We start from the raw sequence: 24,600 nt of genomic DNA on the forward strand, positions 1-24,600 counted from the left end.
CGACTCGGGCGCCAGCATGTTCGGTGTGCCGAACTTTTATCTTCGAGGTCCCACGGTGCTGGTGGCGGCGGTGCTCGCGACGCTCCTGCTCACCGGCTGTGCGGGGTCCTCCGGGCGGTCTCAGGCTGCGGGCCCCACGGGGTCGGAGCACGACGACCGCCCCGTCGTCCTCGCCACGTTCACCGTGATCGCCGACATGGCCCGGGTCGTCGCCGGGGACCATCTGAGGGTCGAGTCGGTCACGAAGGCCGGCGCGGAGATCCACGGCTACGAGCCCACGCCCGACGACCTGCGCCGCGCCGCGAACGCCGACCTGGTGCTCGACAACGGCCTCGGCCTGGAGGCGTGGTTCGACAAGTTCATCGACCGGCTCGACGCGCCCCACGCGACCCTCTCCGACGGCGTCGACACGATCCCCATCACCGGCGGCGAGTCGCGCGGCCACGCGAACCCCCACGCGTGGATGTCGCCCGCCGCGGCGCAGGTCTACGTGGCGAACACCGCCGCCGCGTTCGCCGCCCTCGACCCGGAGAACGCCGCCGACTACCGCGCCAACGCGGAGGCGTACGCGGCGCAGATCGCGGACCTCGGCGCGGAGCTCGAGCGCGAGCTCGCGGCGCTCGAGCCCTCACGTCGCGCGCTGGTCACGTGCGAGGGGGCGTTCTCCTACCTCGCCCGCGACGCCGGCCTGGCCGAGGCCTGGCTCTGGCCCGTCAACTCGGAGCGCCAGGGCACCCCGCAGCAGGTCGCCTCGACCATCGACTTCGTGCGCGACAACCAGGTGCCCGCGGTCTTCTGCGAGTCCACTGTCTCCTCGACCGCGCAGGAGCAGGTGGCCGAGGAGGCGGGAGCCCGGTTCGCCGGGGTGCTGTACGTCGACTCGCTGTCCGAGTCGGACGGCCCGGTCCCGACCTACCTCGAGCTGCTCGCCCACGGCGTGCGGACGATCATCGCCGGGCTCACCGGCGTCGAGGACGCCACCCGGTGAGCGCCGCCGCGATCGAGGTCCGAGGGGTGACCGTCCGCTACCACGACGTGCTCGCGCTCGACGGCGCGGACCTCACGGTCCCGGCAGGGCGGCTCACCGGGCTGCTCGGCATGAACGGCTCGGGGAAGTCGAGCCTGCTCAAGGCGATCATGGGCATCGTCACCCCGGACGCGGGCGAGGTGCGGGTGCTCGGCCGCGCGTCCCGAGAGGCGCGGCGCGAGGCGCTGATCGGCTACGTGCCGCAGTCCGAGGACGTCGATTGGTCGTTCCCGCTGACCGTCCGGGACGTGGTGGCCCAGGGCCGGTACGGGCGGCTAGGGCCTCTGCGCCGGCCCCGGGCCGTGGACAGGGCGGCGGTCGAGGAGGCACTCGACCGGGTGGGCCTGGGCGAGCTCGCCGATCGGCAGATCGGCCGGCTGTCCGGGGGGCAGCGCAAACGGGCGTTCCTCGCGCGGTGCCTCGCCCAAGAGGCCCGAGTGCTGCTGCTGGACGAGCCGTTCGCCGGGGTCGACGTGTCATCGCAGGCGGCGATCACCGGGCTGCTGCGCGAGCTCGTCGCCGACGGGGTCGGAGCCCTCGTCTCGACCCACGACCTCGCCGCGCTGCCCACCCTCGCGGACGACGCGGTCCTGCTGCACCGCCGCGTGCTGGCCGCTGGCGCCCCGCACGACGTGCTACGGCCCGAGAACCTCGCGCTCGCGTTCGGAGGAGCCCCATGACGGTCCTGGAATGGCTCGCGGAGCCCTGGCAGTACGAGTTCATGCAGCGCGCGCTGCTGGTCACGGTCGTCGCGGCGGTGGTCTGCGGCCTGCTGAGCTGCTGGCTGGTGCTCATCGGCTGGTCGCTGCTGGGCGACGCGGTCGCGCACGCCGTCCTCCCCGGCGTCGTGCTCGCCTACCTGGCGGGCGTGCCGTTCGCGGTGGGGGCGCTCGTCTTCGGCCTCGGCGCGGTGGCCCTCATCGGGGCAGTCCGCGAGACGTCGGGCCTCCGCGAGGACACCGCGATCGGCGTCGTCTTCACCACCCTGTTCGCGCTCGGGATCGTCCTCGTGTCGGTCACGCCCAGCCAGGTCGACCTCGGCCACATCCTGTTCGGGAACGTGCTCGGGGTCTCCGACGCCGACATCGCGCAGGTCGTGGTGCTCGGCGTCCTGGCGTTCACAGTGCTCGTGCTCAAACGGCGGGACCTCACCCTGTACGCGTTCGACCGCACGCACGCGCACGCCGTCGGGATCTCCCCGCGCGTGCTCGCGGCGCTGCTGCTCGGGGTGCTCGCCCTCACCGTGGTGGTGGCGTTGCAGGCCATCGGCGTCGTCCTCGTGGTGGCCATGCTCATCACGCCCGGGGCCACGGCGTTCCTGCTCACCGAGCGGATGAGCGCCATGCTGGTCATCGCCCCGTCGATCGCGGCGGCCTGCGCGCTCGCGGGCCTGTACGCGAGCTACCACCTGGACGCCTCGAGTGGCGGCATGGTGGTCCTGGCCCAGGGGATCGTGTTCACCGGGGTGTTCCTGCTGGCCCCGCGCCGGGGCGTCCTGCGCCGGATCCGCGGGCGTGGCGGCGAGGGCGCAGGGCTCCCGGGGGCTCCGGGCGATGCGGGGGCGCCCTCTTCGGTGGGCGCCGAGGGGTCGCCTAGGGTGGGCGCGTGAGCTCCCCGGACCCCAGCGCGCTGACGGCTGTCGCCCAGGACTACCTCAAGGTCATCTGGACGGCGGGGGAGTGGTCACAGGCCCCGGTGACCACCAAGATGCTCGCCGAGCGGCTCGGCGTGGGCCCGTCGACGGTCTCGGAGACCGTGCGCAGGCTCGCCGACCAAGGGCTGGTCACTCACGCCCCCTATGCGGCCATCGAGCTGACGCCGGAGGGCGCGGCCCACGCGCTGGCGATGGTGCGGCGCCACCGTCTCATCGAGACGTTCCTGGTCAGCGTGCTCGGCTACGGCTGGGACGAGGTGCACGACGAGGCCGAGGTGCTCGAGCACGCGGTCTCCGACCTCATGGTGGACCGCATCGACGAGCGTCTGGGGTTCCCCACGAGGGACCCGCACGGCGACCCGATCCCCACCCGGGACGGGCAGGTGCCCACCCCCGCGGCCCGGGTGCTGTGGGAGCTGGCCGAGGGCGCGTGGGTTGTGGCGCGCATCGCGGACAGCGACCCCGACCTCCTCCGCTACCTGGAGTCGGTGGGCCTGGTGCTCGACGCCCGTGTGGAGGTCGCCGAGCGGCGCCACGTCGCCGGCGTGACGGCGGTGCGGGTGCGGCCGCCAGTGGGGGAGCCCGGGGAGTCGGCGGAGTCCGAGAAGCACCGCCCGGTGGAGCTGGGCGAGAAGGCGGCATCGGCGATCTGGCTGGTCCCCGCAGGCTAGGCTTCCGGCATCACCGCACGTGGTCGACGGCGATCTGCGACGCGCCGTCGAATCGATTCGAGGCCGATGGCCGCGCCCCCACGTCCGACCCGCTGGGAGGCGACACGCATGGCCAGGGCAGCCACTGAGCCGAGTCTGGGGACGGCCCCCGCGGCCGCGGGCGCGGAGCGTTCCGGAGCGCGCGCGGCGCTCCTGGCCCTCGCCCTCGGCGGGTTCTCGATCGGGACCACAGAGTTCACCACCATGGGCCTGCTGCCCGAGATCGCCGGCAGCATGGACATCTCCATCCCAGCCGCCGGGCACGTCATCACCGCGTACGCGCTGGGCGTCGTCATCGGCGCGCCGCTGCTCACCACGCTGGCCGCGCGGATGGACCGCCGCACCCTGCTGCTGTGGCTGATGGCGGCCTTCGCCGTCTCCAACACCCTGGCGGCGGTCGCGCCGAGCGCAGGGTGGCTCGTCGCGGCCCGGTTCGTCGCCGGGCTGCCGCACGGGGCGTTCTTCGGCGTCGGAGCCGTGCTCGGCGCCCACGTCGCGGGCCCCGGCCGTCGCGGCCGCGCCGTCGCGACCATGATGGCCGGGCTGACCATCGCCAACATCGTGGGGGTGCCGGCGTCGACGTGGATGGGCCAGCAGCTCGGCTGGCGCGCCGCCTTCGTCGGCGTGGGCGTGCTCGGGGTCCTCACCCTGCTGGCTCTGATCCGCTGGACGCCGGCCGTCCCCGTCGCCGCGGGGGCCACGGTGCGCGGGGAGGTCAGCGCGCTGCGCAACCCGTCCCTCTGGATCGCCGCCGGCGCCGGCGGGATCGGCTTCGGCGGCATGTTCGCCGTCTACACGTACATCTCCCCGCTGCTCACCGAGGTCACCGGCCTCGGGATCGGGACGGTGCCGCTCGTCCTCGCGCTGTTCGGCGTCGGCATGACCATCGGGACGGTGGCCGGCGGCCGGCTCGCCGACCGCTCCGTGCCCGCGGCCATGCACGTCGGGTTCGCGTCCACGATCGTCGCCCTGGTCGCGATCGGCCTCACCGGGGGAGGCCATCCGGTGGTCGCGGTCGGCGCCATCGTGGCGCTCGGCGTCACCTCGCAGGTCCTCGGGATCGGCCTGCAGTCCCGGCTGATCGACCTCTCGCCCGACGCGCCGTCGCTCGGCGCCGCGCTGTGCCACTCCGCGCTCAACGTCGGGAACGCCGCGGGCGCCTGGGCGGGCGGCCTGGTGATCGCGGCGGGCCTCGGGCACCTGGCCCCCGCATGGGTCGGCGCGGTGCTCACGGCCGCCGGCCTGCTGGTCGTCGTGACGGCGGGGCGCGGCCCGGCGCCTGCCCGGCCCTGACCAACGGGCGCCCAGACCGCGCCCGACGCTCTGGCGCGAACCGGTCGACCGCTCGCACGAGCGGTCAGGCCGCCAGGCCCGCCCCCCGCGCGCCCAGCGTCGCCACATCCGTGCCCGGCCAACCGTGCACCACGGCCGCCCACTCCCCGGGGATGGCGGACGCCCCCCACTTGGCGCCGAGCAGGGCGCCGGCGATCGCCGCGACCGTGTCGGTGTCGCGGCCGCCGCGCACCGCCGTCTCGAGCGCGGCCCGCAGGTGCGCGCTCGGCTCGGCGCTCGGCACAGGGGTCGTGGAGATCGCGCACCACGCGGACTGCAGCGCCTCGACGACCCAGCCGTTCTGCGTGAAGTCGGCGCACCGCGCGGACTCGGCGACCGCCAACCGGTCCCGCCAGAGGTCGCGGCTGCGCGGGGGGAGGTCGTCCAGGCCCACAGAGGCGTCGGCCGACCCGGTGATCACGGCGTGCGCGATCGCGGCGCACCACAGGACGCAGGCGTCCCCCGCGTCGCCGTCGGCGTGCGTGAGCTCGCTGATGGCGCGAGCCGCCTCGGCTCGCGCCGACCTGTCGTGCAGGTAGGCCAGCGCCACGGGCGCGGTGCGCATCAAGGAGCCGTTGCCGCCCGTGCGCGACGTGCGCGCGTGCAGGTCCGCGGCGCTCGCACGAGCCGACGCCGCTGTCACCGGACCCGCCGCCGCGGCGGCGGCCAGGACGGCCGCGGTCTGGGCCCCGACGTCGGCGGCGGTCGTGGACCACTCCGCCCAGCCGCGGGCGACGGCGTCCATCTCGTCGAGCAGGCGCCGTCCGCCCGCGTGGGCGCGCTCGGCCGCGTCGACCAGCACGGCGGCCATCTGCGTGTCGTCCGTCCACTCGCCCGGCGCCCAGTCGAACGGGCCACCGCCGCACATCGACAGCTCGGTCGAGCGCGGCAGCGGCGGCCCGAACTCGTGCGGCGCGCCCAGCGCGTCACCGCAGGCCATGGCCATCAAGACGCCAGCGGCACGGTCCTGCTGGACGGCGGTGAGAACGGGCATCGCGGAGGCCTCCACTGGTCGGGTGCCGGCATGCTGCCACAGGCGCGGCCCCGCCCCTCCCGGGCGTGCCGCGCCCCGGTCGGCCACACTCCACGGAACCTTCACGCCGGATCGCCCAGAGGCCGCTAGTGTGGGCGGAACCGACAGGACGGGCCGCCCTCCGCGTTCCGTCCCCGCCGACGTAGACGGGTCCCCACGTGGCAGAAACCTTGACCGATGACGGCCTTGAGAAGGCCCCCCGCCCCGACACCGCCGCCGGCTCGCCGCGCGAGCGCCAGGTCAGCGAGTTCACGGACCTGATGCGCACCGTGCAGGAGTCCGGGCTGATGCGCCGACGGTACGGCTACTACTGGACGCGTTTCGCGGTGCTCACCCTGCTGCTGGGCGGCACGGTCACGGCGTTCGTGCTCATCGGGCAGTCGTGGTGGCAGCTGGTCGTGGCCGCCGTGCTCGCCGTGCTGCTGGGGCAGGTCATGTTCCTGGGGCACGACGCCGCGCACCGCCAGATCTTCGTCTCGGGCCGGTGGAACGACTGGGCGAGCCTCGTGGTCGCCAACCTGTACGCCGGCATGTCGTACGGCTGGTGGAGCCACAAGCACAGCCGTCACCACGCGAAGCCCAACACGGTCGACGCCGACCCGGATATCGGCTCGGGCGTGCTCGTGTTCACCACCGAGGACCTGCCGAAGGCGCGCACCGGCGCCGCCGCGTGGTTCGCCAAGCGGCAGGGGTGGCTGTTCTTCCCGCTGCTGCTCCTCGAAGGCCTCAACCTGCACATCTCCGGGGTCAAGACGATCTTCGGCCGCGGCCCGGTCAAGCGCCGCCCGGTCGAGATCGCGTTCGTGACGTTCCGGCTGGTCGGCTACGTCGCCCTGGTGTTCTGGGTGCTGCCGGTCGGCATGGGCTTCGCGTTCCTGGGCGTCCAGCTCGGGCTGTTCGGGCTGTACATGGGCGCCAGCTTCGCGCCCAACCACAAGGGCATGCCGATCATCCCGGCCTCGATGAAGATCGACTTCCTGCGCCGCCAGGTGCTGCTGAGCCGCAACATCAAGGGCGGGCGCCTCACCGACCTGTTCATGGGCGGGCTCAACTACCAGATCGAGCACCACCTGTTCCCCAGCATGCCGCGGCCCTCGCTGCGCAAGGTGCAGCCGATCGTGCGCGAGTTCTGCGCGGCGCGCGACATCACCTACACCGAGACGACACTGATCAACTCGTACCGGATCGTCGTGCGGTACCTCAACGAGGTGGGCCTCGCCGCTCGCGACCCGTTCCAGTGCCCGCTCACCGCGGAGTTCCGCTCGGTCCGCTGAGCATCGCCGCTGGGAGGGCGGCCGTCGAGGCCAGCGGGGCTAAACTCGCGGGGTGACTTCGCAGGCTCCCTCCCAGCCCACCGTCGGTTCCGGCGCTGGCAACGACGTGCCCTTCCGCTACGACGCCGCGATGGCGGAGCAGATCGAGCTCCGCTGGCAGGACCGGTGGGAGGAGCGCGGCACGTTCTTCGCCGCGAACCCGTCCGGCCCGCTCACCGACGGCAAGGGCCGGCACGCCGACCCCCAGGCGCGGCCGTACTTCGTGATGGACATGTTCCCGTACCCCTCGGGCGCGGGCCTGCACGTCGGCCACCCGCTCGGGTACATCGCCACCGACGTGGTCGCGCGGTACCGCAAGATGCTCGGCGACAACGTGCTGCACGCCCTCGGCTACGACGCGTTCGGGCTGCCGGCCGAGCAGTTCGCGGTGCAGACCGGCACGCACCCGCGGATCACCACCGAGGCCAACATCGAGATCATGGCGCGCCAGCTGCGCCGCCTGGGCACGGGATACGACTCGCGGCGCACCTTCGCCACGATCGACCCGGACTACGTGCGCTGGACCCAGTGGATCTTCTTGCAGATCTTCGAGTCCTGGTACGACGCCGACGCGATCCGCCCGGACGGCGGCCGCGGGCGCGCCCGGCCCGTCAGCGAGCTGGTCGAGGAGTACGCCACGGGGGAGCGCGCGGTGCCCGAGGGCGTCGAGGGCGTGCCCGCCGGGGTGGCCTGGGCCGACCTGGACGACGTCGCCCGTCGTCGCGTGATCGACCAGCAGCGCCTGGCCTACGTCTCCGAGACGCCAGTCAACTGGTGCCCGGGCCTGGGCACCGTGCTGGCCAACGAGGAGGTCACCTCCGAGGGACGCTCCGAGCGTGGCAACTTCCCGGTGTTCAAGCGCACGCTGCGGCAGTGGAACATGCGCATCACGGCGTACGCCGACCGCCTGGCCGACGACCTGGACCTGATCGACTGGCCGCACAAGGTCACCGCGATGCAGCGGAACTGGATCGGCCGCTCCGAGGGCGCCCAGGTGCGGTTCCCGGTCGCGCGCCCGGGCAGCGACGCCTCGGTGGCCGAGATCGAGGTCTTCACCACCCGGCCCGACACCCTGTTCGGGGCCACGTTCATGGTGCTGGCCCCCGAGCACGCCCTGATCGACACCCTGGTCCCGGCGGCCTGGCCCGAGGGGACGAAGGACGCCTGGACCGGTGGGCACGCCACCCCCGCCGAGGCCGTCGAGGCGTACCGCGCCCAGGCGGCGGCGAAGACCGAGATCGAGCGGCAGAGCGAGGGCCGGGAGAAGACGGGCGTCTTCACCGGCATCCACGCCACCAACCCGGTCAACGGGGCGACCGTCCCGGTGTTCATCGCCGACTACGTCCTGGCGGGCTACGGCACCGGCGCGATCATGGCCGTCCCGGCGCAGGACGTGCGCGACTGGGAGTTCGCGACCCGGTTCGAGCTGCCGATCATCCGCACCGTGCAGCCGCCCGAGGGCTTCGAGGGCGACGCGTACGTCGGCGACGGCGTGGCGATCAACTCGGCGAACGACGAGATCAGCCTGGACGGGCTGGGCGTCGTCGACGCGAAGCGGGCCATGACCGAGTGGCTCGAGGCCAAGGGGCTCGGCACCGGCACGGTCACCTACCGGCTGCGCGACTGGCTGTTCAGCCGCCAGCGCTACTGGGGCGAGCCGTTCCCGATCGTCTACGACGAGAACGACCTGCCGATCGCGCTGCCCGACTCCGCGCTGCCGGTCGACCTGCCCGAGGTGCCCGACTACTCGCCGCGCACCTTCGCCCCTGAGGACGCCGACTCCTCGCCCGAGGCGCCGCTGGGCCGCAACGAGGACTGGGTCAACGTGACCCTGGACCTCGGCGACGGGCCCAAGACATATCGCCGCGACACCAACACCATGCCCAACTGGGCCGGGTCCTGCTGGTACTACCTGCACTACCTCGACTCCCAGAGCCGTGACCAGGTCGTCGACCCCGCGCTCGAGTCGTACTGGATGGGCCCTGGCCACAACCCCGCCGACACGCACGGGGCGGGCGGCGTCGACCTGTACGTCGGCGGCGTCGAGCACGCCGTGCTGCACCTGCTCTACGCCCGGTTCTGGCACAAGGTCCTCTACGACCTGGGCCACGTGAGCAGCGTCGAGCCGTTCCGCACGCTGTTCAACCAGGGGTACATCCAGGCTGACGCCTTCACGGACGCGCGTGAGGTCTACGTCCCGGCCGCCGAGGTCGTGGCGGACGAGTCGGTCCCGAGCGGGTACTCCTGGAACGGCGAGGAGGTCTTCCGCGAGTACGGGAAGATGGGCAAGTCGCTGAAGAACGCGGTCACGCCTGACGAGCTGTACGCGGAGTACGGCGCCGACACGCTCCGCGTCTACGAGATGTCGATGGGACCGCTCGACCTGTCCCGCCCGTGGGAGACCCGCGCGGTGGTCGGCGCCCAGCGGTTCCTGCAGCGGCTGTGGCGGAACGCGATCGACGAGTCCACGGGCGAGCTCGCGGTGACCGACGAGGCCCCCTCCGAGGAGACGCTGCGGGTGCTGCACCGCACGATCGCGGACGTCCAGGCGGACATGGAGGCCATGCGCCTCAACACCGCTATCGCGAAGCTCATCGTGCTCAACAACCACCTGACCACGCTGCCGCGCACGCCGCGCGCCGCCCTCGAGCCGTTGGTGCTGATGACGGCTCCCGTGGCGCCGCACCTGGCGGAGGAGCTGTGGTCGCGGCTGGGCCATCCCGAGTCCCTCGCCGACGAGCCGTTCCCGGTCGCCGACGAGGCGTACCTGGTCGAGGACACGGTCACGTGCGTGCTGCAGGTGCAGGGCAAGGTGCGCGGCCGCGCCGAGGTGCCGGCCGACGTCACCGAGGACGCGCTGCGGGAGATCGCCCTGGCCGATCCGGGCGTGCAGCGGGCCCTCGACGGCCGGGGCGTCCGCACGGTCATCGTGCGCGCGCCGAAGCTCGTCAACGTGGTGCCGGCCTGAGCCCGCACCGCGACGCCCGCCGCCCCGGCCGGCACGGCCGCCCGCACGTCGCGCTCGTCACCGACTCCACCGCGTCGCTGCCCCCCCGGGTCGCGGAGCAGTGGGGCGTGGTCGTGGTGCCGCTCGACGTGGTGATCGGCGGCGAGCGGCGCCGGGAAGGCGTGGACCTGGCCTCGGCCGACCTGGCCGCGGCCCTCGAGTCCGGCGCGCGGGTGACGACCTCGCAGCCCGCTCCCGCGGCGTTCGCAGACGTGTACGCGCGCCTGGCGGCGGCAGGCGCCCGCGAGATCGTCTCGATGCACCTCTCGGGCGACCTCTCCGGCACCGTGCGCTCGGCGCAAGTGGCAGCCCTGGCGGCGCCCATCCCGGTGCACGTCGTCGACTCCCGCTCGGTGGTGATGGGGCTGGGCTTCGCCGTGCTGTCCGCCGCCCAGGCCGTGCGCGGGCTGCAGCCCGGCGAGGTGGCGGCGTCCACGTCCGGCGATCCCGTCGACGGCAGCCGGGCGCGCCGGCTGCGCGAGATGGTGGGGCGCAGACAGCGGGCTGAGGCGGACGTGGACGCCGTCGAGGTGGCGCAGCGCGCCCGGCAGGTGGGCTCGCAGGCCAGTGCCTGGTTCCTGGTCGACTCGCTCGAGCACCTGCGTCGCGGCGGCCGGCTCAGCGCCACCGCGGCCGCACTGGGCACGGTGCTGGGGCTGCGACCGATCCTCACGCTCCGCGACGGGCGCATCGACGTCGCGGAGAAGGTCCGCACCCGGCGGGCGGCCCGCGACAGGCTCGAGGCGGTCGCGGTTGCCGAGGTCCGGCGCCGGGGTGGGGCGCGCGTCGCCGTCCACCACCTGGGCCAGCCCGACGTGGCGGCCGAGATGGCGCACCAGCTCGAGGCCTGGCTCGGCGACCTCGTGGGAGCCGTCGAGGTCTGCGAGGTGAGCGCCGTCATCGGAGCGCACGTCGGCCCTGGCCTGCTCGCCGTGGTCGTCGCCGACTCCTGACTCGCGCGCCACCCCCAGCCCTGGGGTTGGAGCCCTCATCGACTGCGCTGGCCAGGACCGCGCCACCACCCGGGCCGCGGCGCCTACCGTGCCGGCATGACTGCTCCTGCTGACAACGCCGCCCGTGCCCGGCTCGTCGGCATGACCGAGCCGACCGACGGCAGCCGCGAACCCGGAGCGCCGGCCTGGACGCCACGCGGCAGGCCGCTGGCCGCGGAGGCCGCCCTCGACGCGCCTGCCAGGCCTGTCCGCGCCGCTCAGGGCGAGGCGCCTGCGTGGCCGGGCGCCGAGCGCTCCGAGGACCCCGAGGACGGGTCGTGGCTCCTCGAGGATGCCTCGGACGTCGCCGCGCGGTGGCGGCAAGGCGCCCTGGCGAGGGTGGGCGAGCTGTACGCCGACGCGCACGGGACGCCCCTCGACCATGTCGCCCGCGACCGCCCGCGACGGCGGTGGGCGGTCTCGCTCCGGCTCGCCGTCACCGCCTCGGTCGCCCTCGCGCTGCTGGGAGGAGGGGTGGCGGTCCGGGCGCTGTCCGCGTCGGGAGGCGCAGAGTTCGCCGCGGAGCTGCCCGAGGCCGCGGCCCCGGGTCGGAGTGGCGCCCAGGACGCCGGCGCGGATTCCGGCGCTCGCTCCTCGACAGCCGTCGCGGGCGACGACTCGCCGTCCCCGGGCGGCGTGCCCGGCGGCGGCGCCGCAGCGAGGACCGGTGCGGCGCCTGAGGAGGGCGGCTCCTCCGTGGTGGTGCACGTGGTCGGGGAGGTGCTCGCGCCAGGGCTCGTCGAGCTGCCTGCCGGCGCGCGAGTCGCCGACGCGCTGACGGCCGCTGGCGGTGCCACGAGCGCCGCCGACCTGGCCGCCGTGAACCTCGCGCGACACCTCGTCGACGGCGAGCAGGTGCTTGTGCCGCTGCCAGGGCAGGAGGTCCCCGCCCCCCTGGGCGCCGCGCAGGGCGGTGGCGGCGGGCCCGGCCCCGCTAGCGCGCTGGTCGACGTGAACACGGCTGACTCCGCCGCCCTGGACGCCCTGCCTGGGATCGGGCCTGTGCTCGCCGAGCGCATCGTCACCTGGCGCCAGGAGAACGGCCGATTCACGAGCGTCGACGAGCTGGGCGAGGTGTCCGGCATCGGCCCGACGCTGCTCGGCCGCCTGCGGGCGCTCGTGCGGGTCTGACCGGGTGCGCGCGCCCGTCGACCTCAGGCTCGTTCCCGCCGCGGGAGCCGCATGGGCCGCTGCGACCGTGGCGGTGCTGATGCCGGCTGGGACCGCTGCTCTGGCCGCCGGGGCGGCGAGCGCCGCCGCGGTGCTGGTCCTGGCGTGGGCGGTCGCCGGCGCCGGTGGCAGCCGGGGCGGCCGCGGACGCGTCGAGAGGGAGCGACACGCCCGCGTCGCAGGGTCGGTGTTCCTCGCCGCGGTCGCTGTGGCGGTGGTGCTCGGCGCGGCGGCCTCCCAGCTGCACGCACGGCAGGCGAGCGGCCTGGCGGCGCTCGCGATCGACCAGGCCACGGTGGTTGTCGTGGGCACGGTGCGCACCGCGCCGATCGCCACGGCCAGCCGGTGGCGCGGCGCCGAGCCGCGCTTCCGCACGATGCTCCACATCGAGTCGGTCGAGGTTCGCGGGGTGCGGTCCCGGTCCGCCGCCCAGCTCGCGGTGCTGGGCGGGCCAGGGTGGGACGCCCTGCCGGCGGGCGTCAGCGTGCGGGCCGCTGGGCGGCTCCTGCCATCGGACGCCACCGGGCGGGAGGCCGCGGTGCTCATCGCACCCGGGCCGCCCACCGTGGTGTCGGACGCGTCGGCGCTGCTCACCGCCACCGCTCGGGTGCGCGGCGGGCTCGCCGCCCTCGCCGCCGGGCTCCCCGGGGACGCGGGCGCCCTGCTTCCCGGCATGGCGGTGGGGGACACCTCACGGCTCCCCGTGGACCTGGCCGACGCGATGAGGGCCTCCGGTCTGACCCACCTCACGGCGGTGTCGGGAGCGCACTTCTCCCTGGTCGGAGCGGCGGTGCTGAGCGCCGCGGCGGTCATCGGGTTGCCGCGCCCGGCGAGGGCGGGTCTCACCGCCGCGGTGCTGGCCGGTTTCGTCGTGCTCGTGGAGCCAAGCCCCAGCGTGCTCCGAGCGGCGGTGATGGGAGGGGTGGGGTTGTGCGCGTTGCTGCTCGGGCGCCCGGCGCGGGCGCTCCCCGCCCTCGCCGCTGCGGTGGTCGCGCTGCTCGTGGTCGACCCCTGGCTGGCCCGCGAGGTGGGGTTCGTGCTGTCCGTCCTGGCCACGGCCGCCCTGGTGCTGCTCGCCGGGCCGCTGGCGGCGCGGTGGACCAGGACGGGCCGGACCACCGCAGCCCACGCGGTCGCGGCGCCGTTCGCCGCGCAGAGCGCGTGCGCGCCCGTCGTGCTGCTCCTCACGCCGTCGGTGTCCACCTACGCGGTCGCGGCGAACCTCCTCGTGGCGCCGGTCGTCGCGCCGATCACCGTGGCCGGGCTCGGTGCGGCGGTCCTGGCGCCCGCATGGACGCAGGGCGCGACCATCCTCGCCCAGGTGGCTGGCGCCGGGTGCTGGTGGGTGGGCGCCGTGGCCCGCACGGCGGAAGGCCTGCCCGGCTCGAGGGTGGCGTGGGTCGGGGGAGCGCCGGGCGCCCTGCTGCTGGCCGCGGCGACCGCGGCAGCCCTCGTGCTGCTCCTCGGCTCCCGCGACTCGGAAGCCGCCCTCGGCTCCGACCTCCCGGGCGCGGCCGGCGGTGGCGGGGGCGACAGGGGTGCCGGTGGCCCGTCTGGTGGGTTGTCCGTGGCAGGCTTGTGGCATGCCTCCCACGCCTCGCTCGACCAGTCGGAGCTCCCGGGGCGCTGGACGCGCGGCCCCGGCGGGGATCGCCTGGGACGAGGTCGAGCTCGCGCCCGTGGTGCTCGTCGCCGGCGCCGAGGGGCTCCTCGCAGAGCGCGCCGTGGACCGGCTCGTGGGCCTCGCGCGGGAGCGTGACCCCGGGGTCGAGGTCACGACGCTGGACGGCGCCCTGTACGGCTCCGGCATGCTCGGGGTCGTCGCCAGCCCGTCGCTGTTCGACGAGGACCGCGTGGTGGTCGTGGAGGGCGTCGAGCGTGCCACCGACGAGCTGCTCACGGACGCCCTGGCCTACCTCGCCTCGCCGGCCCCCGACGTCGTCCTGGTGCTTCGCCACGGCGGTGGCCAGCGCGGCAAGAAGCTGCTCGACGCGGTGCGCGCCCAGGGGGCGCCGGTCGTCGTCTGCGAGCCGGTCAAGAAGGACTCCGACAAGGCGGCGTTCGTCTCGGCGGAGCTGCGGCGCGCCTCGCGCCGGGCGGATCCCCGCGCGGTGCGCGCGCTCGTCGACGCGGTGGGCGCCGATCTGCGCGAGCTCGCCGCCGCGTGCGCCCAGCTCGTCGCGGACACGACGGGGGTGATCGGGTCTGAGGTCGTCGAGCGGTACTACGGCGGCCGGATCGAGGCGACCGGGTTCCGGGTGGCCGATGCCGCGATCGAGGGCGACGCGGGTCAGGCGGTGGCACTCCTACGCCATGCGCTCGCGACCGGCGTGGACCCGGTGCCCGTCGTGGCCGCTCTCGCCATGAAGCTGCGCACCCTCGCGAAGGTGGCGGCGACGCGTGGCCGCGGTGGCGCCTCCGTGCGTGATCTGAGCCTGGCGCCGTGGCAAGTGGACCGGGCGCTCAAGGACCTTCAGCGGTGGACCCCCGAGGGACTGGCAGAGGCCATCACCGCGGTCGCCCAGGCCGACGCGGAGGTCAAGGGCGCCGGGCGTGACCGCGAGTTCGCCGTCGAGCGCGCGGTGCTGCGGATCGCGTCAGCCGGATCGCGGTGACGGCGCCGCCGTGGTGCGGTCCAGCACCGATGTGGCGGAGAACAGGCGCGAGGTCGACGAGGCTGGCGCCGGAGGGCTCGCGGTCGCGGTAGTCGATCTGACGTAGTCGGAGCACGAGATGCGAGCGGGTGATATTCACGACCGTGAGCCGTCCGTCGGCCACCCGCTCGGCGCCGCCGTCGACGACCTGCGCGAGCACGATCGCGGTGGCTCGATCTTGGTGCTCGGGAGTCCACGTGTCGAACCTCAGGGGACGCTGCGTGGGGAAGCGGTAGAGGAACTCGAAGCCGACTGGGACACCGTCGGGCGCGACGATGTGCCTGCTGCCGAGCAGGGTGGGCCGGCCGCTGCGGCGGCCGCCCGTAGGGGCGCGAGGGACCGATGGCCGCGCGTGTCGTTGGGCGCCAGGTCCGATCGGGTCACCAATCCTGAGAACGTGTGTCACACGAGGGCGTGACGCGCCGTGGGCGATGTTCACCCAGTTGGCTCAACCTGCGTGGCTGCCCCATGGCGCCGTCGACCGGTCGAGGACGGTGGCCTGCTCCAGGAGGTTGCCCTGGAAGAAGTCGAAGCCGAGGTCGCGGCTGTGACTGAGCATCCACCGCCGCTCGACGAACTCGGCGATGAGCAGCGCCCCGTGGGACCGGGCCAGCTCGACCACCGGCCTTCCCTCGATGTCGAGGTCGCGGACGTCGATCTTCACGAAGTCGGCGTACGGCAGCAGCTCTCGCTGCCCGGGCCTGCTGACGAACCCGGGGATGGCGATCCGGTATCCGCGTTCGCGCAGCCCTTGGATGCCGGCGAGAACCTCCGAGTCCACGTGGACGTGGTCGGCGACCTCGATGACGAGCCGGTCGGGGCGTGCTGGGATCGGCAGCCCGCCGACGAGATGGGCCCGCGGCATGCGGATGAACAGCCACCGGCCGTGCGCCGCCTTCTCGAGGTCGGCACGCCCGAACGTGGCGCGGAGGACGTGCGCGGTGGCCCGCTCGTGCTGCAACTCGGTCCACGCGCGCGCGGAGTGCTCGGGGTTGGGGCTGCGGAATGAGAACTCGTATCCGAAGGGCCGCAGCCGCGTGGTGAAGATCCCTTGCCGACCGACCAGCACCTGCTCCCGGGCCACGTGGCGCTCCCACTCGTCGCGGAGTCCCGCGGGGACAGCCTCGTCCACTGCCGCGCCGAGGAGGGCGGTGCGATGCGTGTCGTCGGTCATGCGTACTATGACAGCACATACAGACGCCTATGACACTCGCTCTTCCGCGTGACGGGGATCGGGGCCCGACGGGAAGCGGCGAGCGCCTCGGCGGGCGGCGTGTGAGGGACTCACCTCATCGGGGTGCAGTTCACCCCAGACGCGCGCCGCCGCTGGCTTCATGCTGGTCAGACGGTCATCATATGTTTGACAGCAAGTCAGCCAACTGTGACAGGAGAACTCTCGTGACTCGCACCCTGAAGGCCGTTTCCGTCTTCGCCGTGGCCGCCGTCCTGACCCTCGGCGGCTCGGTCGCCGCGCACGCGGGCGAGGTGACGGTCTCCTCCGGCGCCACGGGATGCTGCCGCATCATGAAGTGACCTGGCGCGGCTCGCTGACGCGACCGCGAGAAACGGGCGCCGACCGCGTGTCGGCGCCCGTTTCTGTTCCGGTCCAGTAACAATCCCTCGAAGAGGGCCGACGGACCCGGACGTCACAGGTACAGTGACTCGCTATGACCACGATCGCTGACCGCGTGCGCCAGGCCAGGCTCGCCGCGGGACTCTCGCAGACCGCGCTCGCAGGGGACGCGTTCTCGCCGAGCTACATCTCGCTGATCGAGGCCGGGCGTCGAGAACCCACCGACGCCGCGCTCGCCGTCCTGGCCTCCAGGCTCGGCTCCACGGTCGAGTATCTCAAGCATGGGGACGACGGCCCCAACGAGGCGCGGACCAAGCTCGAGATCGACTACGCCAAGCTCGAGCTCACGTCCGGCGAGCCGACGGCTGCCAGGGCGCGGCTCTCGCGGCTCGACCTCGCCACCGTCACGCAGGCGCTCCGGGTGGACGGGCTGCTGACCCTCGCGCGCGCCCACGAGTCGCTCGGCCAGCTCGAGGAGGCCGTGGCGATCCTCGAGCCGCTGCTCGCCGACGCCCGGGCCCGCGGGCACCACATGGACGCCGCGGTCGTGGCCACCGGGCTCGTCGCGTCCTACCTGGAGGCCGGCGACCTGCACCGTGCCGTCGAAGTCGGCGAGCGCACGCTGCGCGACCTCGACGGGGCGGCGCTCACCGGGTCCGACGAGTACCTGCGGCTCGCGTCCACGGTCCTCTGGGCCTACGTCGAGCGCGGGGACCTGCTCTACGCCACGCACCGCGCCGCCGAGCTGATCCGGCAGGCCGAGGAGATCGGCAGCCCGCGAGGGAGGGGCAGCGTCTACTGGAACGCCGCCGTGGTCGCCGAGCACCGCCGCGACTACGAGCTCGCCCAGCGGTACACCCAGCGGGCCCTCGCGCTGCTCGGCGAGGGTGAGAGTGGTCGCGACCTTCCGCGGCTCCGGCTGAACTACGCGTGGCTGCTGCTCCGCAGCGAGCCCGCGGAGCCGCACGAGGCGCTGCTCCAACTCGACCGGGCCATCCCCGAGCTGATCGCCGGGGGCTCCGAGATCGAGCTCTCCCGCGTGGACGTCGAGCGATCGCGCGCGCACCTCCTGCTCGAGGACCCGGTGCTCGCCGAGGCGTGCGCCCGGGACGCGATCGCGCGGCTGGGCGACCAGCCGCGGCTCGAGACCGCGGTCGCCCAGCTCGCGCTGGGGGATGCGCTCTACGCCCGGGAGGACGTCGCGGGGGCGACGCGGGCGTACCGATGGGCCGCGGACATGCTCGGCATGATGTCCGCGAACCGCAAATCGGCTGCGGCCTGGCGCGAGCTGGGCGACCGCTTCATGGGCAACGGGGACGTCGCGGGTGCAGCCAACGCCTTCGACCGCGCGCTCCGTGAGGCGGGCATCAGGCCCGCCGTTCCAGCTGTCCTGCGGGAGGTGTGGAACGCGGGGGTGTGAGCCCAGCGACCGCCGGACATGGCGAAGGCGTCACCCCGCAGGGGGGGTGACGCCTTCGTTGGTCCTAGGGGCTCGTCAGAGAGACGAGACCGCCTTCGCCAGCGCGGACTTCTTGTTGGCGGCCTGGTTGGCGTGGATCACGCCCTTCGAGACAGCCTTGTCGAGCTTGCGCGACGCGGAGACGAGGGCGACCGAGGCGGCCTCCTTGTCGCCGCCGGCGACGGCCTCGCGGACGCGACGGATGTGCGTCTTGAGCTCCGACTTGACGGCCTTGTTACGCAGGCGCGCCTTCTCGTTGGTGCCGATGCGCTTGATCTGAGACTTGATGTTCGCCACGTGAGGACTTTCTGGTGTGTTCGCCTGAGCGATCGATGAGGTCGTAGAGGGCTTGTCCAGCACCGGGACTTGGGCGTGGGGATACCCGCGGAGAGGCACTGGACGAGTGCCCGCCGACCTGGGCGGACACGCGACTGCCCATCCTAGCAGTCGAACCACACGTCACAAGGCGCGCACCACGCGGTCGAAGACGGCGCGGTCCAGCACGGCGCCCTCGCGCCGCACCGCTGCGGGGTCGATGCGCAGGACGCGGTCCAGCCGCACCTCGCTGGGCCGTCCCCGCGCGTCCCAGGCCCCTGCCCCGATGTCGACCCACCGGCGTCCATGCCGGGCCTCGTCGGCCGCGTCCAGGTCGTGGTCCTTGCTGGTGAGCATGAGGCCCAGCAGCCAGCGCCCGTCCCGGGCGATCACGAGCACAGGCCGGTCCTTGCCGCGCGAGGGGTCGTCCTCGTACGCGACCCAGGTCCAGACGACCTCGCCGGGGTCCGCGTCGCCGTCGAGCCGGGGGGTGTACTCGGCGCGGACCGGGCCGGTGTGGTCGCCGGGCGCGGTCCACGCCGTCGCGGTGGGCTGGCGCGGGGCGGGCTGGCGCGGGGCGGGCTGGCGTGCGGCGGGCTGCGCGGCGCGTCCGCGCTCGGGCCTGGCGCGGACGCTCGCGTCGGCGCGACGCAGCACCGCGCGGATCGCCCGTCCCCACCGTCCGCTGGCCACCCGCACACCCTACGGCGGCTCTCGCGCGCGGGGCGGGGAGTCCCGCGCGCTGTCGCGGCTGCGGCGCGCGGCGAAGGGCTCGATCGGGGAGCGGGAGGCGCGAAGCGGGGGCGCAGGGTGCGCCATGTCACACACCCGACATCTGACCGCGGTAGGTTCCGGACATGGCGGACCTGTTCGACGACTACCCGGCCGGCCCCGCCTGGGACGAGATGCTCGACCGGGGCGGCGAGGTGCGCCCCGCCTACGGGAACGTGCACTCGGCCCTGGCGCAGCTCTCGGCCGAGGACCTGCGCGCCCGCGCCGAGGCGCTCGCCCGCTCCTACCTCGCCGAGGGGGTCACGTTCGACCTCGCCGGGGAGGAGCGCCCCTTCCCGCTCGACGTCGCGCCCCGGGTGCTCACCAGCCAGGAGTGGGACCAGGTGGCGCCCGGCGTCGCCCAGCGGGTCCGGGCGCTCGAGGCGTTCCTCGCCGATGTCTACGGGCCGCAGAAGGCGGTGGCCGACGGCGTGGTCCCACGAGGGCTGATCGTCTCCTCGACGCACTTCCATCGCGCCGCCCGCGGGATACAGCCGCCCAACGGCGTGCGCGTGCACGTCTCCGGGATCGACCTGATCCGCGACGAGGCGGGCGTGTTCCGGGTCCTCGAGGACAACGTGCGCGTGCCCAGCGGGGTCAGCTACGTGCTGTCCAACCGCCGGGCCATGACGCGGACCTTCCCCGAGCTGTTCGCGACGCTGCGCATCCGCCCGGTGCAGGACTACCCGCGGCGCCTGCTCTCGGCGTTGACGGCCGCGGCGCCGGCCGGGGTGGACGACCCGACGGTCGTGGTCCTCACGCCCGGCGTGCACAACAGCGCGTACTTCGAGCACTCGTTGCTGGCGCGCACGATGGGCGTCGAGCTGGTCGAGGGCCGCGACCTGTTCTGCGCGGGCGGGCGGGTGTGGATGCGGACCACGAAGGGGCGCCGGCGCGTCGACGTCGTGTACCGGCGGGTCGACGACGACTACCTCGACCCGGTCGCGTTCCGCTCCGACTCCCTGCTCGGCAGCCCTGGCCTCATGACCTGCGCGCGCGCAGGCACGGTGACCATCGCGAACGCCGTGGGGAACGGCGTCGCCGACGACAAGCTGGTCTACACCTACCTGCCCGACCTGATCCGCTACCACCTCGGCGAGGAGCCGCTGCTCGCGAACGTCGACACCTGGCGCCTCGAGGAGCCCGGCGCCCTCGAGGAGGTGCTCGACCGGCTTGACGAGCTGGTGGTCAAGCCCGTGGACGGCTCGGGCGGCAAGGGCCTGGTGGTCGGCCCGCAGGCGAGCCGCCGCGAGCTCGACGAGCTGCGCGCCCGGCTCATCGCGGACCCCCGGGGCTGGATCGCGCAGCCGGTGGTGCAGCTCTCGACAGTGCCCACCCTGGTCGGCGACAGCCTGCGCCCCCGGCACGTGGACCTGCGCCCGTTCGCGGTGAACGACGGCGAGCAGGTGTGGGTGCTGCCCGGCGGGCTCACCCGGGTCGCGCTGCCGGAGGGGCAGCTGGTGGTGAACAGCTCCCAGGGCGGCGGGTCGAAGGACACCTGGGTGCTCGGCGACGCGGCCGCCCGCCGCGGGAGGCCGAGCGAGCGCCCGGCGCCGGCCACGCCGCAGGCGCAGGCGTCCTCCCCGGTGCCGATCGACGCCAACCCCACCGACGACCTCCGTGCGCAGGCGAGCCAGCAGCAGCAGGCCCTCGCCTCGCCCCCGGCCACCCAGGAGGCGCCGTGCTGAGCCGGATCGCCGAGTCGCTCTTCTGGATCGGCCGGTACGTCGAGCGCGCGGACGACACCGCGCGGCTGCTGGACGTGCACCTGCAGAACCTGCTCGAGGACCCGTGGTCCGAGGAGGACCTGGCGTGCCGCTCCCTGCTGTCCGTGATGGACCGCACCGACTTCCCCGCCGAGGTGCGGGTCGGCCGCGAGCTGGTGCTCGACGTGCTGGCCTACGACCGCCGCGCGCCCGCCTCGATCGCCGGGGCGCTGACAGCGGCCCGGGAGAACGCCCGCCGGGCGCGCGAGACGGTGTCCACGGAACTGTGGGAGTGCCTCAACACCACCTGGAACCAGCTCCCGGCCCAGGTGCGGCCCGGCCGGCCGCACGACTACTTCACCTGGGTGCGGGAGCGCGCGGCAATCGTGGCGGGGCTCGTCGACTCGGTCACCTCCCGGGACGACACCTGGCAGTTCATGGTGCTGGGACGCTCCCTCGAGCGCGCGGACATGACCGCCCGGCTGCTGACCACGCGCGCGCTGGCCGGGGCGTCAGGCCCGGGGTGGACCACGCTGCTGCGCTCCTGCGGCGCCCACGAGGCGTACCTGCGCACCTACCGGGGCATCGCCTCCGACGAGCGGGCCGCGGGCTTCCTGCTGCTCGACAGGCTGTTCCCCCGATCGGTGGTGCACGCGCTCGGCCAGGCCGAGGCCTGCCTGGCGGCGCTCGAGCCGGTGGCCGACCGCTCGGCCGTGGAGGACGCGCGCCGGCACCTGGGGTTGGCGCGCACCAGCCTGGAGTACCGCCCGCTGCTCGAGGTGCTCGACGGGCTGCCCATGGAGATGGAGCGCGTGCAGCGCGCCTGCTCGGCGGCGAGCGACGCGATCCGTGGCCGGTACTTCCCGACCGGCCACCTGACGACCTGGGTGGGTGAGGCGCTGTGAGCCGGCTGCACGTGGTGCACACGACGTCGTTCCACTACGCGTCCCCGGTCACGGCCTCGTACAACGAGGCGCGGATGACGCCGCTGTCGCAGCCGGGCCAGGCCGTGCTGGAGTCCCGGCTCGACGTCTCGCCCATGACCTGGTCCCACGACTACCGCGACTACTGGGGGACGGCGGTGACCGCCTTCGAGGTGCTCGTGCCGCACGAGTCGCTGCAGCTCACGGCCGAGCACCGCATCGAGGTCACGGACCGGCCCGCGCCGCGCCCGCCGTGCTCGTGGGACACGCTGGCCAGCGCGGAGCTGCGGGACCAGCTCGCCGAGTTCCTCGCCGACACCACGACGACGGCCGCGCCCGCCGAGGTCGCCGAGCTCGCGGCCCGGGCCAGGCACGGCCGTGAGCCGCTCGACGCGGCCGCGGCGATCTGCGACCTGCTGCGGTCGGAGGTCGAGTACGTGCCCGGCACGACGTCCGCCCACACGCCGGCCAGCGAGGCCTGGGCGGCGCGGAGCGGCGTGTGCCAGGACATGGCACACCTCGCGGCGGGGGCGCTGCGCAGCGTCGGGCTGCCCGCGCGGTACGTCTCGGGCTACCTGTACCCCCGCGGGGACGGCGCCGTCGGCGAGACCCTGGTGGGGGAGTCCCACGCGTGGATCGAGTGGTGGGCGGGTGACTGGCACCCCTACGACCCGACCAACCGCACCCGCGCGGGCCAGCACCACGTGGTGCTGGCGAGGGGGCGCTCGTACGACGACGTGCCGCCGCTGCGGGGGATCTACGCCGGCGCCAGCACGCAGGACCTGGACGTGCGGGTGCGGATCACACGCGAGTCCTGAGTGCCCGGCGGGTGCCGGGCACGGTCGGCGGGTGGCCCGGCGACGTCAGGTCCAGCGCGTGCTCCGGCTCGGGATGGCCGAACAGCCACCCCTGCCCGTGCGTCCAGCCGTGCGCGAGGGCCAGCTGGCGCTGGTCCTCCGTCTCGATCCCCTCGACGACCCCGTGGCTCGACAACGAGTCGACCAGGGCCGCGATCGCGGTGCTGATCCGGTCGCAGGCGCCGTTGTCGCCGAGCCGCATCGTGAACGAGCGGTCGAGCTTGAGCCCGCGGATGGGGGCGGACAGCACCGACGACAGAGCGGAGTACCCCGTGCCGAAGTCGTCGAGGACGAGCACCACGCCCAGCTCGGTGAGCATGTCCAGGTCGGCGCGCGCCAGGTCCGTGGCCTGCAGCACCCCGCTCTCGGTGATCTCGATGCCCAGGCGCTCGCCGGAGACCCCCGTCGCCGCGAGGACGTCGGCGACGGTCTGGGCCAGCCCGCGAGAACCGCTCCCGCCATCGTCCCTGCGCCCGATCTGCCGCGGCGAGACGTTGACGTACACCCGGCCGGGGAGCTCGGGATGGCGGGCGAGGAACGCCACGGCCTCCTCGATGACCCAGGCGCCAAGCCCGACGATCAGGTCGGTGTCCTCGCACACCTGGATGAACTCGCCCGGGAGCAGCAGCCCGCGCTCGCGGTGCTGCCACCGCACGAGGGCCTCGTGCGCGATGACCTCGCTGGTGGAGAGGTCGACGATGGGCTGGTAGTGCAGCACGAAGTCTCCGCGCTGCACGGCGCCGCGCAGCTCTGCCTCCACGGAGATGCGGTGGAGCGCCTCGCGCCGGTACTCGTCCTGGTACACCTCCCAGCGGGAGCGGCCGGACTGCTTGGCCACGTACAGGGCGGTGTCGGCGTCGCGCAGCACCCGTTCGGCGTCGCGTGAGCCGTCATTGACGGTCAGCCCGGCGCTGAGGCGCGGGACCACGTCGTGCCCGCCCACATGGACCGGCGCGTGGACCACGGCGAGCACCGCGTCGAGCAGCTCGCCGGCATGCTCGGCGGAGGTCACCTTCTCGAAGACGATGACGAACTCGTCGCCGCCCACCCGGGCCACGGTGTCCCCGGGACGGATGGCCGAGCGCAGCCGGTCGGCGACCACCCGGAGCAGCAGGTCGCCCGCGTCGTGGCCGAGCGAGTCGTTGACCCGCTTGAAGTCGTCGAGGTCCGCGAAGACGACCGCGACGTGGCCGGGCGCGTGCGCGTGCTGCTGCAGCGCGTGCGCGAGCCTGTCGAGCAGCAGGCGCCGGTTGGCGAGCCCGGTGAGGTGGTCGTACAGCGCGCGCCACTCGAGCAGGTCCTGCGCGCGGCGCATCTCGGTGACGTCCTCGATCTGGTGCCACAGGTGCAACGGCTTCCCGGAGGGGTCGCGCACCACGGTGACGGTGAGGCGGGTGTGCAGCAGCGTGCCGGTGCCCGTGATGAAGCGGCGGCCCATGGTCGCGGACGTGGGCCCGCCGGCGGCGCCCTCCAGCAGCCGGGCGATCTCCGCCCGCCCCTGCTCGCGGTCCTCGGGGTGGGCCAGGTCGTCGAGCGGGCGGCTGAGCAGCTCGGCGTGGGTCATCACGAAGGAGCGGGCGAGCGCGGCGTTGGCGCGGATCACCCGGCCGTCGAGGTCGACGAGCGCCATCCCGATCGCCGCGTCCTCGAAGGTCACCCGGACCATGTCGGCGTGCATGGCGAGGGCGCGGGCCTGAACGACCTCCGGGCCGGCGTCGTCGACCGTCACCAGGAGCGCGGCGTCCTGCGTGGGCTGCTCGAGCGGCGTCGCGGTGACCCGGAGCCAGGAGGGGTCGGCCTCGGCGCGTCCGAGGCCGACGACGGCGCTCGCGGGGACGCCGGTGCGCAGGGCGGAGGCGGCAGGCAGCTCGTCCCAGGAGATCGCCACGCCATCAGGGGACCAGGGCTCGAGGTCGGGCTCCCCGAGGACGACGGCGCCGAGGTCGGTCGAGGCGTCGCCGAGCAGGTCGCGGGCCGCGGCGTTGGCGCTCAGCACCGCGCCGTCGGCCCCGACGAGGAGCACTCCCTGTGGCAGCACGTCGGCGAGGTCGGAGGTCAGCGTCAGCCGGGCCGCGAGGGGGGAGCTGGGGGCGTCTCGGGCCAC

At 74.2% G+C, this 24,600-nt stretch carries 21 protein-coding genes; 16 read left to right on the plus strand and 5 right to left on the minus strand.

Annotated elements, in window-relative coordinates:
- The first annotated feature begins 16 nt into the window (after positions 1-16).
- The 5 genes from NP064_RS05780 to NP064_RS05800 all read left to right on the plus strand — a co-directional run bounded on the left by NP064_RS05780 (position 17) and on the right by NP064_RS05800 (position 4,684).
- Positions 17-988, plus strand: a complete 972-nt coding sequence (locus NP064_RS05780) for a metal ABC transporter substrate-binding protein (protein ID WP_372456349.1) — start codon at positions 17-19, stop codon at positions 986-988.
- Positions 985-1,707, plus strand: a complete 723-nt coding sequence (locus NP064_RS05785) for a metal ABC transporter ATP-binding protein (RefSeq protein ID WP_227568678.1) — start codon at positions 985-987, stop codon at positions 1,705-1,707. Before NP064_RS05780 ends, NP064_RS05785 begins: the two co-directional genes overlap by 4 nt.
- A complete protein-coding gene (locus NP064_RS05790; protein ID WP_227568679.1) occupies positions 1,704-2,636 on the plus strand; it encodes a metal ABC transporter permease in 933 nt (310 codons plus the stop codon). Before NP064_RS05785 ends, NP064_RS05790 begins: the two co-directional genes overlap by 4 nt.
- On the plus strand, positions 2,633-3,352 hold the full coding sequence (locus tag NP064_RS05795; protein ID WP_227568680.1) for a metal-dependent transcriptional regulator: 720 nt from the start codon (positions 2,633-2,635) through the stop codon (positions 3,350-3,352). Before NP064_RS05790 ends, NP064_RS05795 begins: the two co-directional genes overlap by 4 nt.
- Before the next feature lie 108 nt (positions 3,353-3,460).
- Positions 3,461-4,684 carry an MFS transporter gene (locus NP064_RS05800; protein ID WP_227568681.1) on the plus strand — a complete coding sequence of 408 codons (1,224 nt, stop codon included), beginning with the start codon at positions 3,461-3,463 and terminating at the stop codon, positions 4,682-4,684.
- Positions 4,685-4,748: 64 nt separating this feature from the next.
- On the opposite strand, the gene NP064_RS05805 is transcribed toward NP064_RS05800, so the two are convergent.
- Positions 4,749-5,717, minus strand: coding sequence for an ADP-ribosylglycohydrolase family protein (locus NP064_RS05805; RefSeq protein WP_227568682.1), 969 nt, complete (start codon positions 5,715-5,717; stop codon positions 4,749-4,751).
- 299 nt (positions 5,718-6,016) lie between these two features.
- On the opposite strand from NP064_RS05805, the gene NP064_RS05810 reads away from it, so the two are divergent.
- The 6 genes from NP064_RS05810 (at position 6,017) to holA (ending at position 14,853) form a co-directional block, all read left to right on the plus strand.
- Positions 6,017-7,030, plus strand: coding sequence for a fatty acid desaturase family protein (locus NP064_RS05810; RefSeq protein ID WP_227568725.1), 1,014 nt, complete (start codon positions 6,017-6,019; stop codon positions 7,028-7,030).
- Positions 7,031-7,082: 52 nt separating this feature from the next.
- The gene (gene leuS, locus NP064_RS05815) at positions 7,083-10,037 is read left to right on the plus strand and encodes a leucine--tRNA ligase (protein ID WP_372456348.1); all 2,955 of its coding nucleotides are present in this window, start codon (positions 7,083-7,085) and stop codon (positions 10,035-10,037) included.
- Positions 10,034-11,029 (plus strand): DegV family protein, encoded by a 996-nt coding sequence (locus NP064_RS05820; RefSeq protein WP_227568727.1) that lies wholly within the window; start codon positions 10,034-10,036, stop codon positions 11,027-11,029. The genes leuS and NP064_RS05820 overlap by 4 nt, the downstream gene beginning before the upstream one ends.
- Before the next feature lie 96 nt (positions 11,030-11,125).
- Positions 11,126-12,199, plus strand: coding sequence for a ComEA family DNA-binding protein (locus NP064_RS05825; protein ID WP_227568683.1), 1,074 nt, complete (start codon positions 11,126-11,128; stop codon positions 12,197-12,199).
- Between the two features lie 79 nt (positions 12,200-12,278).
- Positions 12,279-13,997, plus strand: a complete 1,719-nt coding sequence (locus NP064_RS05830) for a ComEC/Rec2 family competence protein (RefSeq protein ID WP_227568684.1) — start codon at positions 12,279-12,281, stop codon at positions 13,995-13,997.
- Positions 13,918-14,853, plus strand: a complete 936-nt coding sequence (gene holA, locus NP064_RS05835; RefSeq protein WP_256813807.1) for a DNA polymerase III subunit delta — start codon at positions 13,918-13,920, stop codon at positions 14,851-14,853. Before NP064_RS05830 ends, holA begins: the two co-directional genes overlap by 80 nt.
- Positions 14,854-15,340: 487 nt before the next feature.
- On the opposite strand, the gene NP064_RS05840 is transcribed toward holA, so the two are convergent.
- A complete protein-coding gene (locus NP064_RS05840; RefSeq protein ID WP_227568685.1) occupies positions 15,341-16,066 on the minus strand; it encodes an EAL domain-containing protein in 726 nt (241 codons plus the stop codon).
- A 224-nt stretch (positions 16,067-16,290) separates the two neighbouring features.
- On the opposite strand from NP064_RS05840, the gene NP064_RS05845 reads away from it, so the two are divergent.
- Together NP064_RS05845 and NP064_RS05850 are read left to right on the plus strand one after the other, a co-directional pair.
- Positions 16,291-16,425 (plus strand): hypothetical protein, encoded by a 135-nt coding sequence (locus NP064_RS05845; RefSeq protein ID WP_255623664.1) that lies wholly within the window; start codon positions 16,291-16,293, stop codon positions 16,423-16,425.
- Between the two features lie 134 nt (positions 16,426-16,559).
- On the plus strand, positions 16,560-17,885 hold the full coding sequence (locus tag NP064_RS05850; protein WP_227568686.1) for a helix-turn-helix domain-containing protein: 1,326 nt from the start codon (positions 16,560-16,562) through the stop codon (positions 17,883-17,885).
- Between the two features lie 75 nt (positions 17,886-17,960).
- Here NP064_RS05850 and rpsT read toward each other — a convergent pair whose 3' ends face one another.
- Positions 17,961-18,221, minus strand: a complete 261-nt coding sequence (rpsT, locus tag NP064_RS05855; protein WP_227568687.1) for a 30S ribosomal protein S20 — start codon at positions 18,219-18,221, stop codon at positions 17,961-17,963.
- Between the two features lie 162 nt (positions 18,222-18,383).
- Positions 18,384-18,932, minus strand: a complete 549-nt coding sequence (locus NP064_RS05860) for a type II toxin-antitoxin system PemK/MazF family toxin (protein WP_227568688.1) — start codon at positions 18,930-18,932, stop codon at positions 18,384-18,386.
- A 164-nt stretch (positions 18,933-19,096) separates the two neighbouring features.
- On the opposite strand from NP064_RS05860, the gene NP064_RS05865 reads away from it, so the two are divergent.
- The 3 genes from NP064_RS05865 to NP064_RS05875 are packed head-to-tail and all read left to right on the plus strand — an operon-like array spanning position 19,097 to position 22,457.
- Positions 19,097-20,698, plus strand: coding sequence for a circularly permuted type 2 ATP-grasp protein (locus NP064_RS05865; protein ID WP_227568689.1), 1,602 nt, complete (start codon positions 19,097-19,099; stop codon positions 20,696-20,698).
- Positions 20,692-21,621, plus strand: coding sequence for an alpha-E domain-containing protein (locus NP064_RS05870; RefSeq protein WP_227568690.1), 930 nt, complete (start codon positions 20,692-20,694; stop codon positions 21,619-21,621). Before NP064_RS05865 ends, NP064_RS05870 begins: the two co-directional genes overlap by 7 nt.
- The gene (locus tag NP064_RS05875) at positions 21,618-22,457 is read left to right on the plus strand and encodes a transglutaminase family protein (RefSeq protein WP_227568691.1); all 840 of its coding nucleotides are present in this window, start codon (positions 21,618-21,620) and stop codon (positions 22,455-22,457) included. Before NP064_RS05870 ends, NP064_RS05875 begins: the two co-directional genes overlap by 4 nt.
- Here the strand turns inward: NP064_RS05875 and NP064_RS05880 are convergent.
- A complete protein-coding gene (locus NP064_RS05880; RefSeq protein WP_227568692.1) occupies positions 22,441-24,600 on the minus strand; it encodes a putative bifunctional diguanylate cyclase/phosphodiesterase in 2,160 nt (719 codons plus the stop codon). The genes NP064_RS05875 and NP064_RS05880 overlap by 17 nt on opposite strands.

The organism is Cellulomonas chengniuliangii (genome assembly GCF_024508335.1).
Taxonomy (GTDB): domain Bacteria; phylum Actinomycetota; class Actinomycetes; order Actinomycetales; family Cellulomonadaceae; genus Cellulomonas_A; species Cellulomonas_A chengniuliangii.

Excerpts from the sequence above, each read along its gene's own strand:
- NP064_RS05780 (WP_372456349.1), top strand. The coding sequence starts at position 17 with ATGTTCGGTGTGCCGAACTTTTATCTTCGAGGTCCCACGGTGCTGGTG.
- NP064_RS05790 (WP_227568679.1), top strand. The coding sequence starts at position 1,704 with ATGACGGTCCTGGAATGGCTCGCGGAGCCCTGGCAGTACGAGTTCATG.
- NP064_RS05800 (WP_227568681.1), top strand. The coding sequence starts at position 3,461 with ATGGCCAGGGCAGCCACTGAGCCGAGTCTGGGGACGGCCCCCGCGGCC.
- NP064_RS05805 (WP_227568682.1), bottom strand. The coding sequence starts at position 5,717 with ATGCCCGTTCTCACCGCCGTCCAGCAGGACCGTGCCGCTGGCGTCTTG.
- NP064_RS05810 (WP_227568725.1), top strand. The coding sequence starts at position 6,017 with ATGCGCACCGTGCAGGAGTCCGGGCTGATGCGCCGACGGTACGGCTAC.
- NP064_RS05825 (WP_227568683.1), top strand. The coding sequence starts at position 11,126 with ATGACTGCTCCTGCTGACAACGCCGCCCGTGCCCGGCTCGTCGGCATG.
- NP064_RS05830 (WP_227568684.1), top strand. The coding sequence starts at position 12,279 with ATGCCGGCTGGGACCGCTGCTCTGGCCGCCGGGGCGGCGAGCGCCGCC.
- NP064_RS05840 (WP_227568685.1), bottom strand. The coding sequence starts at position 16,066 with ATGACCGACGACACGCATCGCACCGCCCTCCTCGGCGCGGCAGTGGAC.
- NP064_RS05850 (WP_227568686.1), top strand. The coding sequence starts at position 16,560 with ATGACCACGATCGCTGACCGCGTGCGCCAGGCCAGGCTCGCCGCGGGA.
- NP064_RS05865 (WP_227568689.1), top strand. The coding sequence starts at position 19,097 with ATGGCGGACCTGTTCGACGACTACCCGGCCGGCCCCGCCTGGGACGAG.